This is a genomic window from Haloferax sp. ATCC BAA-644 (assembly GCF_000336975.1).
Classification (GTDB): domain Archaea; phylum Halobacteriota; class Halobacteria; order Halobacteriales; family Haloferacaceae; genus Haloferax; species Haloferax volcanii.
Window position 1 is genome coordinate 1 of the sequence record NZ_AOLF01000013.1, and the last position, 14922, is coordinate 14922.

Genomic DNA, 14922 nt, shown 5'->3' on the forward strand with positions numbered 1-14922 from the left:
GTCGCGGTCGAAGCCCGCCGCGGCGTGGGCCGCGTCGACCGCGCCGGTTCGGTCGTCCACGTAGTCGCTCGTGCGGAAGACGATGCTGCGATCGCCCTCGAACGTGAGGTCCGGGTGTCCGCGGGCGCGGACGGCCTGCTCGTGGGTTTCGTCGCCCGCGTCCACGCGGACGTGCACGTCGATAGCCGCGTCGCGGGACTGGCAGGCCTCGACGAACGCCGGGTCGAAGTCGGCGGGCGTGCGGTCGGCCTCGACGCCGATGATGCAGTCGCCCGCGGGGGTGAGCCAGTCGTCCGTCGTCACCTCGAAGGTGCTCGCGTGCTCGGCGCGTACGTGTTCGTGGCCGCGTGCGCGAATGACCTCTCTCATGACGTGGCATCCGACCCGACTCGGTTTAGCCCCCACGATTCACATCCCATTTATATACGACTGTGGCAATGACTAACATGGAGAATACGGTCGATACGAGCGGTGTGGTAACTGTTTTCACCCGAATTCCCACCGAAGTATTTATTAACTGGTCGCTTGTATGTGTATGTACCTGAGCGCCTCCGGCGTTCCGGCGGCATCGCACGCAGAATGATCGGGAATTCTTATCCACGGTCGGTCGCACTCCCACGAGCAGCCGCCACGCACGGAGTGGTGATGGTATCGAGGATTGATTACGCATGGTAACGAAGCAGGAAGTACTTAGCGAGTTCGACGTGCAGGAACTCGACGAGGCACGAAACATCGATCTCCCAGACGAAAAGCTCGAGAGCGGCTCGAAAGGCGAACTCATCAAACTCGCCGGTCAACTCCGTGACCGCCGCAATGAACTAAACCAGATGGCTTCCGAGCGCGCGTCCAAGCGCGACGACCTCAACGCGAAGACTCGCGAGAAGGTCGACGAAGCCCAGAAGCACCGCGAGAAGCGCGACGAGATGAACTCGCAGGTGCAGGAACACAAGCAGAGCCGCAACGAGCTCAACGCGAAGGCCAACGAGCTGTTCGACGAGGTCGACGAGATGAAAAGCGACCTCGAGCTCGACGACGGCAAGGACATCGACGAGCTCAAAGAGGAGATCGAGCAACTCGAGTTCCGCCAGCAGACCGAAGTCCTCTCGACCGAAGACGAGCGCGAGCTCATCGAGAAAATCGAGAACAAGCGCGAAGAGCTTCGCCAGAAAAAGGACAAGGTCGAAGAGAGCGGTGACCTCGAAGAACTCATCGAAGAGGCAGAAGAGGTCCGCTCCGAGGCGTCCCAGCACCACCAGAAGGTGACCGAGCTGGCCGACGACGCCCAGGAACACCACAACCAGATGATCGAGGCCTACCGCGAGGCCGACGACATCCGCGACAAGGCCGACGAGATGCACGAGCTCTTCGTCGAAGCCCAGGAAGCGGCCGACCGTCACCACGAGGACTTCGTCCGCGTCCAGAAGCGCCTCCGCGAGCTGGACAAGAAAGAAGAGCGCCAGCGCAAGGACTCCCGCGCCGAGGAGCGCGAGGCCGCCAAGGCCGAGGCCGAGGAGATCTACCAGAAGTTCAAAGAGGGCGAGACCCTCGAAACCGAGGACCTGATGAAGCTCCAGAAGTCCGGGCTGCTCTAAACTTCGGTCACTTTCTCTCTCTTCGTCGCGCTTGCGACGTATCATTTTTATGCCGTTCGAAGCCCGAGCGACAGCCATGAGTGATTCACCGTGACCGACAGCTTCACGCGCGTCTACCGGCTGGCTATCGTGGTCGTTCTCGCCGTCGTCGGGGCGGCGGTCGGCTGGATTCTGTTCTACCGCGTCCCCGACACGCTCGCGGACCTCGCGGGGCTTCTCTTGGTCGTCGGAGTCGTCATCGCCGCGCTCCGCGTCGGCGGCAGGCTCGCCGCGTCGGCCTTCCCCGACTACGACGTGGCCGAAGTCGCCGTCGAAGGACCGATTTCCCGCGACGGCGGCGGCGGGCCGGTTCCGGGTCGCGGCGGCGGGACGCCCGCCGACGACATCGTCGAGCAGGTCGACGCCGCGGCCGACGACGACAGCGTCGACGCGCTGCTGGTCAAACTGAACACGCCCGGCGGCGAGGTGCTGCCGAGCGACGATATCCGCCGGGCCGTTGCCGACTTCGACGGGCCGACGGTCGCCTACGCCACGGACACTTGTGCCTCGGGCGGCTACTGGATCGCCAGCGGCTGCGACGAACTGTGGTCCCACGACGTGAGCGTCGTCGGCTCCATCGGCGTCATCGGCTCGTCGGTCAACGCTTCGGAGTTGGCCGACAAAATCGGCCTCTCCTACGAGCGGTTCGCCGCGGGGAAGTACAAGGACGCCGGAATGGCGCTCAAGGAGCCGACCGAGGACGAACGCGAGTACCTCCAAGGGCTCATCGACGACTACTACGACGACTTCGTCGAGCGCGTGGCCGAGGGCCGCGACATGGACCCGCAGGTCGTCCGCGACACCGAAGCCCGCGTCTACCTCGGTGAGGAGGCCCACGAACTCGGCTTGGTCGACTCGCTGGGGACCCGCGACGACGTGGAAGACCGACTCGCTGAACGCCTCGGCCGCGACGAGGTGTCGGTGCGGGAGTTCACCCCCGAGGTCGGCCTCACCGACCGGCTCCGCGGTGGCGTCGAAGGGGCGGCGTACGCCTTCGGCGCGGGACTCGCCTCGTCGGTCGACCCCGACGACGGCTTCTCGTTTCGGTTCTGACGACTGGGAGGCTTTTTAGCCCGCGCCCCCGTTCGTCTTCCACGTGACAACGCTCGTCCTCTGTGTCGACCGGGCGAACGACATCGGCCGTAAGACCGGGCTCTCGACGCCCGTCGTCGGCTGGGAAGCGGTCCGGTCGCTCGTCACCGACGTGGGCCTCTCGGACCCCGAGGATTCGAGCGTCAACTGCCTTCTCGCGGCGTTGCGGACGACCCGCGAACTCAGAGACGAGCGCGAGGACGCCGAAATCGCGGTCATCTCGGGGACGAGCGACAGCGCCGTCGGAGCCGACCGCGCCGTCGCGCGACAGCTCGACGACCTCGCCGAGCAGTTCGACGTCGAGTCCGCCGTCGTCGTCATCGACAGCGCGGAAGACGAGCGGCTCGTCCCGGTCGTCGAGAGCCGGTTCCGGGTCGACGCGGTCGACCGCGTGGTCGTCCGGCAGGCCCACGACATCGAGTCGACGTACTACCTGCTCAAGCAGTTCCTCGGCGACGAGGAGCTTCGCTCGACGGTACTCGTCCCGCTCGGCGTCGGCCTGCTTCTCGTCCCGTTGCTGCTCGTCCAGTTCAGCCCCGAGGTCGCCATGGCCGGGCTCGCCGCCCTGATGGGCGCGGTGCTGCTCTACAAGGGACTGGCCATCGACGAGTTCCTCTCGGACGCCCCGGACCAAATCCGCGACGCCCTCTACTCCGGGCAGGTGTCGGTCGTCACCTACGCGGTCGCGGCCGGGCTGGCCATCGTCGGGCTGTTCCTCGGCGCGCTCGCCATTCGGTCCCCCGGCGTCGGCGGGGGCGAGGAGGTGCTCGTCCCGTCGCTCCTGTTCGTCTACCACAGCGCGCCGTGGCTGGCGCTCGCCGCGCTGACCGCGAGTGCGGGCCGCCTCTTGGACGAACTCATCGGGAGCGAGCGCGTCTCCACGTCGTACATGAACCTCCCGTTCGGCGTCGTCGCCATCGGGCTCGTCGTCCGCGGGTTCGCCGGCTTCCTCCTCGAACGACAGGGCGAGCTAGCGAACCTCGAACTGCTCGGGCGACTCGCGCTCACGCCGGTCCAGCGGCTGGCGATGTTCATCGTCGCCGGCGTCGTCGTGAGCGTCGTGGGCGTCCGCGTCTCCGCGAGCGTCTCGGACGAGACGCTGGAGGACGTCGTCGACACGCCCAGAGAAAACGAGAGCTGAGGATTTCTGTCCCGTGTTTTCGTTTCGTCCCCGTCGTTAGTTCGACGCCCGGTATTCGCCGTGTTTGACGCCGATGGCGAGACAGAGAGCCCCGAAGACGAGCATCGATGGCGTCACCATCATCAGGACCGTACTCGTCGCCATCGCGCCCATCCCGACGAGGGCCGCGGTTCCGACGACGACGAGCGCGACGAGCAACGCGACTGTCTTGGGGAGGTCGAACTCCATGGGATTCTGTCGGGACTCGTTCGACAAATCCGTTGCGGCTCCGGGCGACGAATCGAGAGTCGAACCGGGAAAAGGCGGGTTCAGTCGCTTACCAGGGCGCGAAGTCGGGGTCGACGCGGCGGTCTTCGATGTCGATGGCGTCGATGGCGGCCACGTCCTCGTCGTCGAGTTCGAGCGCGAGCGACTCCCAGTTGTCGCGGATGTGGACCTCGCCCGTCGCTTTCGGAATCGCGGTGACGCCCTTCTCGCGGAGCCACGCCAGAGACACCTGCGCCTCGCTCGCGTCGTGTTTCTCCGCGATGTCGGACAGCACGTCGACGTCGAAGACCTCCCCGCGGGCGAGCGGCGAGTACGCGACGAGTTCGATGTCCTCCTCGGCGCAGACCTCGCGGAGTTCCTCCTGCTGGAAGAGCGGATGCATCTCGATTTGGTTGGCGAAGACGCCGGACTCGGACAGTTCGACGGCCTCGCGGACCTGTTCGGGCTCGAAGTTGGAGATGCCGACGCGCTCGGTCAGCCCTCGCTCGACGAGTTCGTCGAAGGCCGCGAGCGTCTCCTCGGCGTCGTACTCGCGGGACGGCCAGTGGACGTACAGGAGGTCGACGTAGTCGACGCCGAGCTTTTCGAGGCTCGCTTCGGTGCTCTCGATGACGTCGTCGTGGGACAGTTCGTCGGCCCACACCTTCGTCGCGAGGAACACGTCGTCGCGGTCGACGTCGGCGGCGGCGATGCCCGCACCGACCTCCGCCTCGTTCCCGTACGCTTGGGCGGTGTCGATGTGCCGGTAGCCCATCTCCAGCGCCGTCTGCACCGCGTTGCGACACTCGTCGGCGTTCGTGTTCTGCCACGTTCCGAGCCCGAGCATCGGCATCCCGTTCGCTCGCGGTGCGTCGTCTGCTGAGGCGAGGTTCTCCGTCATGACCGATTCAAGGGCCGCGAGTTGAAAAGACGTTCCGGAAGGGCGGGCGAATTTCCGGCTTTCACGGCCTGAGGGTGTGTCACACGGGGTCTCAGACGCTCGCCACCCGATGCCGGTCGACGCCGCCCGACGCTTGGCGGCGGATAGTTTATGTGTTATGTGGTAGCATATCTGACCGGTGGTCAGGAATGTCGTCCGCATCAGAGCCGTTGACAGAAGAGAACACGAACGCGTTCGCACACCGTATCGCGGGTGACTCGCTCGTCTACGAGTGTCCGAACTGCGAGTTCGGTGAGGTGTTGGTGACGGAGCTCATCGAGTCCGACGACGCGCGGTGTCTCGACTGCGGGACGCGCTACCGGCTCAACATCGAGACGGTGGCGTAAGAGCGGGTCGTCGGGAGACTCGGTGGCGGGTCGGTCGGCTCGGTCGCCCGGACCTCCTTGGTCCCGCCCGGACCGACTCGGTCAGTCGATTCTTTTCGGCGGTGAAGCGTTCGCGGCGCTCGCGGGCCTATCGAGCAGTCGGGGACGGTCGAAAGAACGGTCGAAGTTCGGTGAGCGGTCGGCGCGGCGTCAACCGCGAGTTCGGCGGTCGTCGTTAGTAGAACTCGCGGACGAGGTCCATCGCGTCGTCGGGCGCGCCCGACGGAATGTCCGACATGTTCTGGTCGACGCCGAACTTCTCCTCGTAGGAGACGGAGCTTTCGTCCTTGTAGATGATGCCCTCGTACTCCTTCGACGAGTCGAGAATCTTCTCTTTGGCCGCGTCGTAGTCGGTCGGGTCGTGGTCGGTGTCCGCGAGGTCGACGAGGTTGTCGCGGAAGTAGTCGTAGGTGTCCACGTCGTTGAACGTGACACAGGGACTGAACACGTTCACGAAGCCGAAGCCGTCGTGTTCGATGGCCTCCTGGACGATTTCCGCGTGGCGCTTGTGGTCCGTCGCGAACGACTGCGCGATGAACGTGCCGCCGGCGGCCAGCGACAGCGCGAGCGGGTTGACCGGGGGCTGCTGGGGCCCTTCGGGGGTCGTCGAAGTCTCGAAGTCCTCGCGCGAGGTCGGCGAGGCCTGTCCCTTGGTGAGGCCGTAGATGCGGTTGTCCATGACGGTGTAGGCCATGTCCACGTTGCGGCGGACGGCGTGGATGAAGTGGCCCGCGCCGATGGAGTAGCCGTCACCGTCGCCGCCGGCTGCGACGACGGTCAGGTCGGGGTTCGCCAGCTTGACGCCGGCGGCGACCGGGAGCGAGCGCCCGTGGACGCCGTGGATGGCGTACGAGTGCATGTACGTCCCGATTTTTCCGGAACAGCCGATACCGGCGACCATGAACGTGTTGTCGGGGTCGGTGCCGGAGTTGGCCAGCGCTTTCATGATGCCGTTCATCGTCCCGAAGTCCCCACAGCCGGGACACCAGGTCGGTTGTTTGTCTGACTTGAAGTCGGTGAAGCGGACGTTTGAGCTCATGCTGAGACCTCCTCTGCGTCGAGGGTGGCTTTGATTTCGTCTGCGAGTTCGTCCGCCTTGAAGCGGACGCCGTCGTATTTGTTAATGCGCTTGACACGGGTCAATGTGTCGTGCTCGACGACGTTGGCGAACTGCCCCGTCGCGTTACACTCGACGACGATGACCTCGTCGGCCGCCTCGATTTCCTCGGTGAGGTCCGGCCGCGGGAACATGTACGGGACCGACAGGAAGCGCACGTCGATGCCGTCTTCTTCGAGGAAGTCGAGCGCCTCGACGAGCGCGCCCTCGTTGGAGCCCCACGAGAGGATGAGCGTGTCGGAGTCGGCGTCACCGAACTCGCGCGGCGAGAAGTCCTCGGTCTCCTTTGCGGTCTCGACCTTCCGGTCGCGCTTGTCGACCTGCTCGACGCGCATCGACCGGTCTTCGGTCCGCCGACCGAGTTCGTCGTGTTCGAGGCCCGTCGACATGTGCGCGCCCTGTTCCGTACCGGGGAACGCGCGCGGGCTGACGCCGTCGTCGGTGAGCGCGTGCGGCTGGAAGCGACCTTCCTCGTCGAGCCACTCGTCGATGGAGTCGTCGTCGACGACCTTGCCGCGGTCGATTTCGACTTCGTCCATGTCGAACGTCTCGGGGGAGAACGTCTGTTCCGTGACGGCCATCGCGAGGTCGGCCGCGACGTACACCGGCACCTGGTACTTCTCGGCGAAGTTGAACGCTTCGACGGTCTTCCAGAAGCACTCGTCGATGCTCGTCGGCGCGACGACGAAGCGCGGAATCTCGCCGTGGCCGCCGTACAGCATCATGTTGAGGTCGCCCTGTTCCTGCTTGGTCGGCATCCCCGTCGAGGGGCCCGAGCGCATCACGTCGACGATGACGAGCGGCGTCTCGGAGGTGGCGACGAGCCCGAACGTCTCGGTCATCAGGTCGATGCCCGGACCGGACGTGGCGGTCATCGACCGCGCGCCGGCGCGCGCCGCACCGAGCGCGAGGTTGATGGCCGCGAGTTCGTCTTCCGCCTGCACGACGTGGCCGCCGTAGCGTTCGATGCGGCCGGTGAGGTACTCCATCACGTCGGTCGCGGGCGTGATGGGGTAGCCGGCGTAGAAGCGACAGCCGGCGGCGATGGCGCCCATGCCGATGGCCTGGTCGCCGTTGATGAGCACGTAGTCCTCGTCGGTCGTCTCGAGGTCGTAGTCGAACTCGTGGTCGTACTCGTCGTGGACGTATTCGAGGCCCGCGCGAGCCGCCTTCTTGTTGTTCTCGACGATGGCCTCGCCCTTCCCGCCGAAGCGCTTCTGCAGCGCGCTGTCGAGGTTCTCGATGGGGAAGTCCGCGACGGCGCACGCCGCGCCGAGCGCGACGACGTTGCGCATGATAGCGCCGCCCGCCTCCTCGGCGAGCGCCTTGAGGGGGATGTCCAGCCCGACCATTCCCTCGGGGATTTCGACGTCCGCCATGGTGGAGCGGTCGCCGTCGTAGATGATGACGGAGCCCTCGTGCAGTTCGTCGAGGTTCTCGTCGATTGTTCGTTGTGTGAGCGCGATGAGCACGTCGAGTCGGTCGACGACGCTCTGCACGGGGTCGATGGCAGTCCGAACCTTGTACGCGGTGTATCCGCCCCGGATTCGCGAAGCGAAATCCTTAGACGTGAACACGTGGCGTCCGGCCCGGGAGAGTGCCTGAGCGAAAATCTTCCCCGTGGAGTCGATGCCATCGCCAGCCTCGCCGCCGATGGCCCAGTTGAAGTCCGCAGGCATGCTGGGTGAAATCTACCCATAGCCGGGTCAAAAGCCTTCTGAAAATTGGTGTTAAACGATGGTACTGATAATAAATGAAAATTTGACGTGTAAGTTCTATGGGTGCCTAAAATAGGCTGACCTACGGACTAATATACGAATTGCGGAGACAGAATCGACCAAACGTCTAATTGAGGTGTGTTTCACCATCTCGTGGCAATTATCTCCGGTTCACACTATGTGCACGGTCAGCACGGTTCGGGCCTGACTCCGGCGCGCACGTCCGGGAAGACAAGGCCCTTGTGAGCCTGCGACCAACTCGGTCGCATGGACGCAATCGTCACCGTCGCCGCGGCCCGCGACGTCGGTCCCGGAACGGTCGCCATCGAGTTCGAGACGCCCGACGGCTTCGAGGCCGAGCCGGGCCAGTTCGTCAAGCTCTCCGCCGAGGTCGACGGCGAGTCGTACGCGCGGTTCTACACGCTCTCGTCGCCCGGCGTCGGCGACACCTTCGAGGTGACCGTCGGCATCGACCCCGAGGAGGCAGGGCCGTTCAGCCAGCACCTCGACTCGCTCGCCGCGGGCGACGACGTCGAGATTTCCGGGCCGTTCGGGCAGAGCTACTACGACGGCGAGTCGCGCGTGGTCGTCCTCGCGGGCGGCCCCGGCGTCGGCCCCGCGGTCGGCATCGCCGAGGCCGCGGTCGCCGACGGCAACGAGGCCGCCGTGGTCTATCTCGACGACGCGCCCGCCCACGAGGAACGGCTCTCCGCGCTCCGCGACGACGGTGCGAGCGTCGTCGTCACCGGCGACGAGTCCGACCTCGCAGACGCCGTCGCCGACGCGCTCACCGGCGACGAGGGCGAACAGCTGTTCGTCTACGGCTTCGCTGACTTCGTCTCGCGCGCGACCGACGCCGTCGAGGCCGCCGGCGGCGACGCAGACGCCGCGAAGGTCGAGAACTTCGGGTAACCGCTTCGCGCGCGCTGCCTGCGCTGTCCGCGGGCTCGCGCCGCCCGGAACACTATTCTACCGGCCGCCACGCCGTCAGCACCGCGACCGCGAGCGCGACGACGACCCAGCCGACGAGCCCCGCGAGCGCCGCGGCCGGCGACCCGCCCCCGCCGGTCTCGACGGCGACGCCGAGGACGAGCGACCGAAACGCGCCGTTCGGGCTCACCGCGAGCGCGAGTGGCACCGCGTCGATGCCGAGGGTCCCCGAGGCAAGCCCGGCGACGGCGGCGGCGTCGATGCCGACGACGAAGGCGACGAGCAGGCCGACGGCGAGCGCGATCGCCTGCCGGGCGGTCCGCGCGGCGGCCGAGACGGCGAGCGCGACCGCCGCGACCGCGAGCGCGAACAGCACCGCGAGGACGGCAAACCGGAGGAACGCGACCGGCGAGTCGGCGGCCTCGTTCAGCGCGAGAAACGTCGGGTCCGGCGGCGAGAGCACCGGGACGGTCGCGCCCGCGGCGAGCAACGACCCGAAGACGACGAACGCGAGCGCGAGCCCGCGGCCGAGGTAGACGCCGCCGACGTAGGCCGGGCGAGACACGTCGAACGTGCGGAGCACGTCGAGTTCGCCCGACTCGCGGTCCGAGAGCACCGCCCGGTAACAGAGCGCGACGGCGAGCAGCGGGACGAGCGCCTCCACGAACGGGACCAAATCCAGCACCAGCGGGACGTAGCCGCCGCGCGCGCCGGAGCCGGCGGCCGCGACCGCGACGACCGTCAGCCCGAAGACGACCGACAGCGCGACGACAGCCGGAGTCCTGACGACCGTCCGAAGCTCCCGGGCCGCGATGGCGAACAGGTCGCTGAGGGCGTCGGAGCCGGCGCCGCTCATCTCCCCGTCACCTCCTCGGTCGCCACGAGGTCACCGAAGGCGGTTTGGAGGTCGGCCGCGCCGACGGATTCGACCACCGCCCGCGGGTCGCCGTCGGCGACGAACCGGCCGCCGTCGAGGACGACCACCCGGTCGGCGGTCCGCTCGACGGGGCCGAGGTTGTGCGACGAGAGGACGACCGCGACGCCCGCGTCGGCGAGGTCGGAGACGATGTCGAACAGTCGCTCGACCATGCCGGGGTCGAGGCCGCTGGCCGGCTCGTCGAGGACGACCACGGCCGGGTCCCCGACGAGCGCCCGCCCGAGACCGAGGAGGCGCGTCATCCCGCCGGAGAGCGCGCCCACCCGGCGGTCCGCGGCGTCCACGAGGCCGACGCGCTCCAGCACGCCGGCCACGTCCACGTCCCCGTCCACGAACTGCGCGTAGAAGTCGAGCGTGTCGGCCGCGGAGAAGCCGGCGCGGAAGCCGGGCTGTTGCGGGAGGTAGCCCACGCGGGCGCGGCCGCCGCCGCTCTCTGTCGAGCCCACCGTGACGGTCCCCTCGTCGGGCGCGCGGACTCGCGCGAGAAACCGCAGGAGCGTGGACTTCCCCGAGCCGTTGGGGCCGACGAGCGCGACGATTTCGCCGGGCGCGACCGACAGCGAGACGCCGTCGAGGACGCCCACGTCTCCGAAGGCGTGACTGAGGTCGGTCGCGGCGATAGCCGGCCCGTTCGAGGCCGAGACGGCGGCTTCGCCCGTCGATTCGTCGGAGTCTGTCTCGGCAGTCTCGGCGGTCGTCGCGGGGTCGGGACTCGGCATCGTGGTGGGGTCGTCAGTCGTCGGGGGTGTCTGGTCGCGGTCAGTCATCGGTCTCCTCCGTCGCGTTCAGGGCGGCGAGCGTCTCCGGTCGAACTGGCTCGGTCCGGGGCGCGGCGTCGACCACGCCGGACCCGCGGAGGCCGGACACCGCGTCGCGGGCGCGGCGGAGCGCGCGCATCGCGGGGGACTCCGAGAGCGCGAGCGCGCCGGGTTCGCGGCCGAGTTCGGCGTCGACCGGCCCGGAGGGCTGGTACGGCCGGTCGTAGACCCCGTCGGCGTCGGCGTCTTCGAGCGGGAGGTCGCCCCAGTAGTTGCCCTCGCCGCCGGCGGTCCACGTCCGCATCGGGCCGAGCGACGACTCGACGCGCACGTCGTTGCCGACGATGTCGTTTCGGACGACGACGTTCGTCGGGAACGTCGAACTCCCGCGGACGCCGACGCCGTTTCCGGCGACGACGTTTCCGACGTACACCTGCCGGTCGCCGCTCACGTCCATGCCGTAGTCGTTGCCGGCGAAGACGTTGTCCGCGACGTAGGTGTCGCTCCCGGCGGGCATGAACCCGAAGTCAGACTCGCGCACGTCGTTTCCGACCACGAGGTTGCCGACGGGCCGGGTCATGAGGACGACGCCGATGCGGTCCCCGCGGACGACGTTGTCGGCGACGAGCGCGTCGGAGGTGTACATCTGGTGGACGCCGTAGCGGCCGTCTTCCATGCGGTTGTCGCGGATGACGCTCCCGTCGGCGCGGTGGGTGTAGACGCCGTCGCGGCCGTCGAGGAACGTCGAGTCCTGCACGACCGCCCGCTCGCCGATGAGGACGACGCCCATGAAGCCGTCGGACGGCTCGTCGGCCCCGCGGACGGTCACGCCGTCGACGACGCTGTCGGCGCTCTCGCGGGCGATGATGCCGCTCGCGGGCGTGTCGATTCCGACCCCGCGGACGGCCGACTCGTTCGCGCCGTCGAGGACGACGCCGGCGTCGCCGCGGCCGTAGGCGAGTTCGACGCGCGTGTCCCAGTCGACGGATTCGTTGCTCGCGCGGACCCGGCGGGTTCCGGTCTCGCCGACGCCGGCGATTGAGAGGTTTCCGACCGCGCTCCGGTCGGCGCGGAGGTGGACGACGCTGCCGTTGCCGTCGCCGACGAGTCGCGTGTCGCGTCCGGCACCGCGGAGCGTCACCGAGCGATTCAGTTCGACCGCGTCGACCGAGTAGGTGCCCGCGGGGACGTAGACGGTCGTGTTCGCGGGGGCCGATTCGACCGCCGCCTCGACGGTCGGCGCGTCCTTGCCGACGACGGTCGAGACGGGCCTGTCGAACAGCGCATCACTCGCAGCGGTGGTCTGGTTCGCCCACTCGTGGTGGGCCGCGACCGACGACTCGAAGGCGGCGAGGCGGGACGAAAGCGGGTCGCCGGCGCGGTCGCGGAGCGTCGCCCACCCGACCACCTCGCCGCCGTGGGCGTCCGCGAACGAGCGCGCCGCGTCGGCGTCGGAAAACGGGACCGCAATCGGGCCGGAGGGGACCCGCGCGCCCGAGTCGACGACGAACGACGCCTCGGACGCCCTCGTCCAGCCGGGGTTGCGGTTGTGTTCGGTCCGGAGGGAGCCGTCGTCGTCGAGGTCGGGCGAGACGGTCGCGTAGTCGGTGACGAACACCGCGAGCGGGTCACCGAACTGGCGGGCGCTCTCGGGCGTGGACACGTCGGCGGCGGCGGTTCGCACGTCGTAGTAGCCGATGACGTAGCGGTACCGCGAGAAGTGGACCTGCGCGAGCGGGACTTCGAACCCCTCGACCTCGGCCGTGCGAACGTCGACCGACGTGCCGCCGGTCTTGACCGTGTCGTCGAAGGCGACCGGCGAGACGGACCCGGAGGCGGGGACGACGAAGGAGACGCTCGCGAGGACGAAGACGAGCGCCGTCGCGGCGGCGACCCAGCGGGTCGTCTCGGGCGTGAGAAGCGCCATCGGTCAGCGCCCGACTCCGACGGGCTCGGGGACTGCGGCGGGCTGAGCCGCCGCGTCGGGGAATCCCGCATCTGTCGCGCAGCCGTGCATAGCCGGTGCTAAGCGGTCCGGGGGTGATATGTGCGATGGTCTGTGCGTCGAAGCCCCGGTGCCGAGAGCGAACCGCCTTCGGGGCCGACTTCGACCCGAATCCTTAATCATCATCCATACGGATTGGTGGACATGTACGACGAGGACGATTTAGCGTCTATCCGCGAGGCGCGCGACGAGTGGGAATCGGAGACCCGCGACCCCTTCGTTGAGAAGGGTGGCGAGCGCAAAGACCGGTTCGCCACCGTCTCGAACCACGAGGTCGAGGACCTCTACACGCCCGCCGACGTGGCCGACCTCGACTACGAGTCGGACCTCGGCTTCCCCGGCGAGTCCCCGTACACGCGCGGGGTGTACCCCACGATGTACCGCGGGCGGACGTGGACGATGCGGCAGTTCGCCGGCTTCGGCACGGCCACGGAGACCAACGAGCGCTTCCACTACCTCATCGAGAACGGCCAGACCGGGCTCTCGACGGCGTTCGACATGCCCTCGCTCATGGGCAAGGACTCCGACGACCCGCTTTCGGACGGCGAGGTCGGCAAGGAGGGCGTCGCGGTCGACACCCTCCGCGACATGGAGGTGCTGTTCGACGGCATCGACATCGGCGAGGTGACGACCTCCTTCACCATCAACCCCTCCGCGCCGGTCGTCTTCGCCATGTACGTCGCGCTCGCGGACAACCGCGGCGTCCCCCGCGAGCAGATCGGCGGCACCTTCCAGAACGACATGCTCAAGGAGTTCATCGCGCAGAAGGAGTGGGTGATTCCGCCGGAACCGTCGCTCAAGCTCGTCACCGACACCGTCGAGTTCGCCGCCGAGGAGACCCCGCGCATCCGGCCCATCTCGGTGTCGGGCTACCACATCCGCGAGGCCGGGTCGACGGCGGTACAGGAACTCGCCTTCACCCTCGCCGACGGCTTCGCCTACGTCGAAGACGCGGTGGACCGCGGCCTCGACGTGGACGAGTTCGCCCCCCAGCTGTCGTTTTTCTTCAACTCCCACAACTCCATCTTCGAGGAGGTGGCGAAGTTCCGCGCCGCCCGCCGCATCTACCACGACGTGATGTCGGAGTGGTACGACGCCGAGGACGAGCGCTCGACGCAGTTGAAGTTCCACACCCAGACCGCGGGGCAGTCGTTGACGGCCCAACAGCCGCTCAACAACGTCGTGCGCGTGACGATACAGGCGCTCGCGGGCGTCCTCGGCGGCACGCAGTCACTCCACACGAACAGCTTCGACGAGGCGCTGGCGCTCCCCTCGGAGGAGGCCGTCACCGTCGCGCTCCGCACCCAGCAGATAATCGCCGAGGAGTCCGGCGCGGCCGACGTCATCGACCCCCTCGGCGGGAGCTTCTTCGTGGAGTCGCTGACCGACGAAATCGAGGCCGAGGCGATGGCCTACATCGAGGAGATTCGGGAGATGGGCGACGGCTCCGTCCGCGACGGCGTCCTCGCCGGCATCGACGAGGGCTACTACCACCGCGAGATTAGCGAGGCGTCCTACGAGTACCAGTCGCGGGTCGAAGACGGCGAGGAAATCGTCGTCGGCGTCAACAAGTACGACACCGAGGAGGACACCCGTCCCGACCTGCTCCACGTCGAAGACGAGGTACAGGACCGACAGCTCGCGCGCCTCGAATCCGTCAAGGACGACCGCGACGACGAGGCGGTCGATGCCGCGCTCTCAGAGCTCCGCGAGACGGTCCGCGACGGCGGCAACGTCATGCCGGTGCTCGTCGACGCCGTCAAGGAGTACGTCACGATGGGTGAAATCATGGACGTGTTCGCCGAGGAGTACGGAACGTACCGCGAGTCCATCGGCGTGATGTGAGGGTCGTCGACGCGGCCACCGACCCCCGAAACGTCGGGGATGACATGAACGTTCGCTGACTGGAACGCGCGCCGGCGACGCGCGTAACCGACCGACAGCCCGGTGACAGCCCGTGCCGAAGTTCCCCACGCGGACGACTGGACTACATAGATTTATCATGGAGGATTGGTGTAGTT

At 67.7% G+C, this 14922-nt stretch carries 14 protein-coding genes; 6 read left to right on the forward strand and 8 right to left on the reverse strand.

The genetic code is table 11. The features are described 5' to 3' along the window. A partial coding sequence (locus C458_RS03715) for a DUF371 domain-containing protein (protein WP_008573363.1) occupies window positions 1-369 on the reverse strand: 369 nt, incomplete at its 3' end. Window positions 370-668: 299 nt separating this feature from the next. Between C458_RS03715 and C458_RS03720 the strand changes: the two genes are divergently transcribed. The 3 genes from C458_RS03720 (at window position 669) to C458_RS03730 (ending at window position 3864) form a co-directional block, all read left to right on the forward strand. Beyond that, complete coding sequence (locus C458_RS03720; protein WP_004064289.1) at window positions 669-1592, forward strand: coiled-coil protein; 924 nt, start codon at window positions 669-671, stop codon at window positions 1590-1592. Between the two features lie 90 nt (window positions 1593-1682). After that, window positions 1683-2684 (forward strand): signal peptide peptidase SppA, encoded by a 1002-nt coding sequence (sppA, locus tag C458_RS03725; protein ID WP_008573367.1) that lies wholly within the window; start codon window positions 1683-1685, stop codon window positions 2682-2684. A 43-nt stretch (window positions 2685-2727) separates the two neighbouring features. Next, window positions 2728-3864: a DUF373 family protein gene (locus C458_RS03730; protein WP_008573368.1), complete on the forward strand. Its 1137-nt coding sequence runs from the start codon at window positions 2728-2730 to the stop codon at window positions 3862-3864. A gap of 36 nt (window positions 3865-3900) precedes the next feature. Here the strand turns inward: C458_RS03730 and C458_RS03735 are convergent, their stop codons facing one another. Both C458_RS03735 and C458_RS03740 read right to left on the reverse strand, forming a co-directional pair. Then, the gene (locus C458_RS03735) at window positions 3901-4092 is read right to left on the reverse strand and encodes a hypothetical protein (protein ID WP_004044054.1); all 192 of its coding nucleotides are present in this window, start codon (window positions 4090-4092) and stop codon (window positions 3901-3903) included. Window positions 4093-4180: 88 nt separating this feature from the next. Continuing rightward, on the reverse strand, window positions 4181-4963 hold the full coding sequence (locus tag C458_RS03740) for an aldo/keto reductase (RefSeq protein WP_008578325.1): 783 nt from the start codon (window positions 4961-4963) through the stop codon (window positions 4181-4183). Between the two features lie 236 nt (window positions 4964-5199). Between C458_RS03740 and C458_RS03745 the strand changes: the two genes are divergently transcribed. After that, window positions 5200-5397 (forward strand): hypothetical protein, encoded by a 198-nt coding sequence (locus C458_RS03745; RefSeq protein ID WP_013035477.1) that lies wholly within the window; start codon window positions 5200-5202, stop codon window positions 5395-5397. Window positions 5398-5611: 214 nt separating this feature from the next. On the opposite strand, the gene C458_RS03750 is transcribed toward C458_RS03745, so the two are convergent. Beyond that, the gene (locus C458_RS03750; protein WP_008573370.1) at window positions 5612-6475 is read right to left on the reverse strand and encodes a 2-oxoacid:ferredoxin oxidoreductase subunit beta; all 864 of its coding nucleotides are present in this window, start codon (window positions 6473-6475) and stop codon (window positions 5612-5614) included. Further along, window positions 6472-8232: a 2-oxoacid:acceptor oxidoreductase subunit alpha gene (locus C458_RS03755; RefSeq protein ID WP_008573371.1), complete on the reverse strand. Its 1761-nt coding sequence runs from the start codon at window positions 8230-8232 to the stop codon at window positions 6472-6474. Before C458_RS03755 ends, C458_RS03750 begins: the two co-directional genes overlap by 4 nt. 306 nt (window positions 8233-8538) lie before the next feature. Here C458_RS03755 and C458_RS03760 point away from each other — a divergent pair, with 306 nt between their 5' ends. Continuing rightward, complete coding sequence (locus tag C458_RS03760; protein WP_004064285.1) at window positions 8539-9183, forward strand: FAD-dependent oxidoreductase; 645 nt, start codon at window positions 8539-8541, stop codon at window positions 9181-9183. 52 nt (window positions 9184-9235) lie between these two features. Here the strand turns inward: C458_RS03760 and C458_RS03765 are convergent, their stop codons facing one another. From C458_RS03765 to C458_RS03775, 3 genes are read right to left on the reverse strand one after another with little or no spacing between them, the layout of a single operon-like run. Then, entirely contained in the window at window positions 9236-10057 is an 822-nt protein-coding gene (locus C458_RS03765; RefSeq protein WP_008573372.1) for an ABC transporter permease, read from the reverse strand. Next, a complete protein-coding gene (locus C458_RS03770) occupies window positions 10054-10905 on the reverse strand; it encodes an ABC transporter ATP-binding protein (RefSeq protein ID WP_008578323.1) in 852 nt (283 codons plus the stop codon). Before C458_RS03770 ends, C458_RS03765 begins: the two co-directional genes overlap by 4 nt. Next, entirely contained in the window at window positions 10898-12823 is a 1926-nt protein-coding gene (locus tag C458_RS03775) for a NosD domain-containing protein (RefSeq protein WP_008573374.1), read from the reverse strand. The genes C458_RS03770 and C458_RS03775 overlap by 8 nt, the downstream gene beginning before the upstream one ends. A 222-nt stretch (window positions 12824-13045) precedes the next feature. Here C458_RS03775 and C458_RS03780 point away from each other — a divergent pair, with 222 nt between their 5' ends. Beyond that, window positions 13046-14746 (forward strand): methylmalonyl-CoA mutase, encoded by a 1701-nt coding sequence (locus tag C458_RS03780; RefSeq protein WP_008573375.1) that lies wholly within the window; start codon window positions 13046-13048, stop codon window positions 14744-14746. The last annotated feature ends 176 nt before the right edge of the window (window positions 14747-14922 follow it).

Bases quoted from the DNA above. Each gene is read 5' to 3' on its own strand.
- C458_RS03765 (WP_008573372.1), bottom strand. From the start codon at position 10,057: ATGAGCGGCGCCGGCTCCGACGCCCTCAGCGACCTGTTCGCCATCGCG.
- C458_RS03770 (WP_008578323.1), bottom strand. From the start codon at position 10,905: ATGACTGACCGCGACCAGACACCCCCGACGACTGACGACCCCACCACG.
- C458_RS03780 (WP_008573375.1), top strand. From the start codon at position 13,046: ATGTACGACGAGGACGATTTAGCGTCTATCCGCGAGGCGCGCGACGAG.
- C458_RS03740 (WP_008578325.1), bottom strand. From the start codon at position 4,963: ATGCCGATGCTCGGGCTCGGAACGTGGCAGAACACGAACGCCGACGAG.
- C458_RS03735 (WP_004044054.1), bottom strand. From the start codon at position 4,092: ATGGAGTTCGACCTCCCCAAGACAGTCGCGTTGCTCGTCGCGCTCGTC.
- C458_RS03745 (WP_013035477.1), top strand. From the start codon at position 5,200: ATGTCGTCCGCATCAGAGCCGTTGACAGAAGAGAACACGAACGCGTTC.
- C458_RS03760 (WP_004064285.1), top strand. From the start codon at position 8,539: ATGGACGCAATCGTCACCGTCGCCGCGGCCCGCGACGTCGGTCCCGGA.
- C458_RS03750 (WP_008573370.1), bottom strand. From the start codon at position 6,475: ATGAGCTCAAACGTCCGCTTCACCGACTTCAAGTCAGACAAACAACCG.
- C458_RS03720 (WP_004064289.1), top strand. From the start codon at position 669: ATGGTAACGAAGCAGGAAGTACTTAGCGAGTTCGACGTGCAGGAACTC.
- C458_RS03755 (WP_008573371.1), bottom strand. From the start codon at position 8,232: ATGCCTGCGGACTTCAACTGGGCCATCGGCGGCGAGGCTGGCGATGGC.
- C458_RS03775 (WP_008573374.1), bottom strand. From the start codon at position 12,823: ATGGCGCTTCTCACGCCCGAGACGACCCGCTGGGTCGCCGCCGCGACG.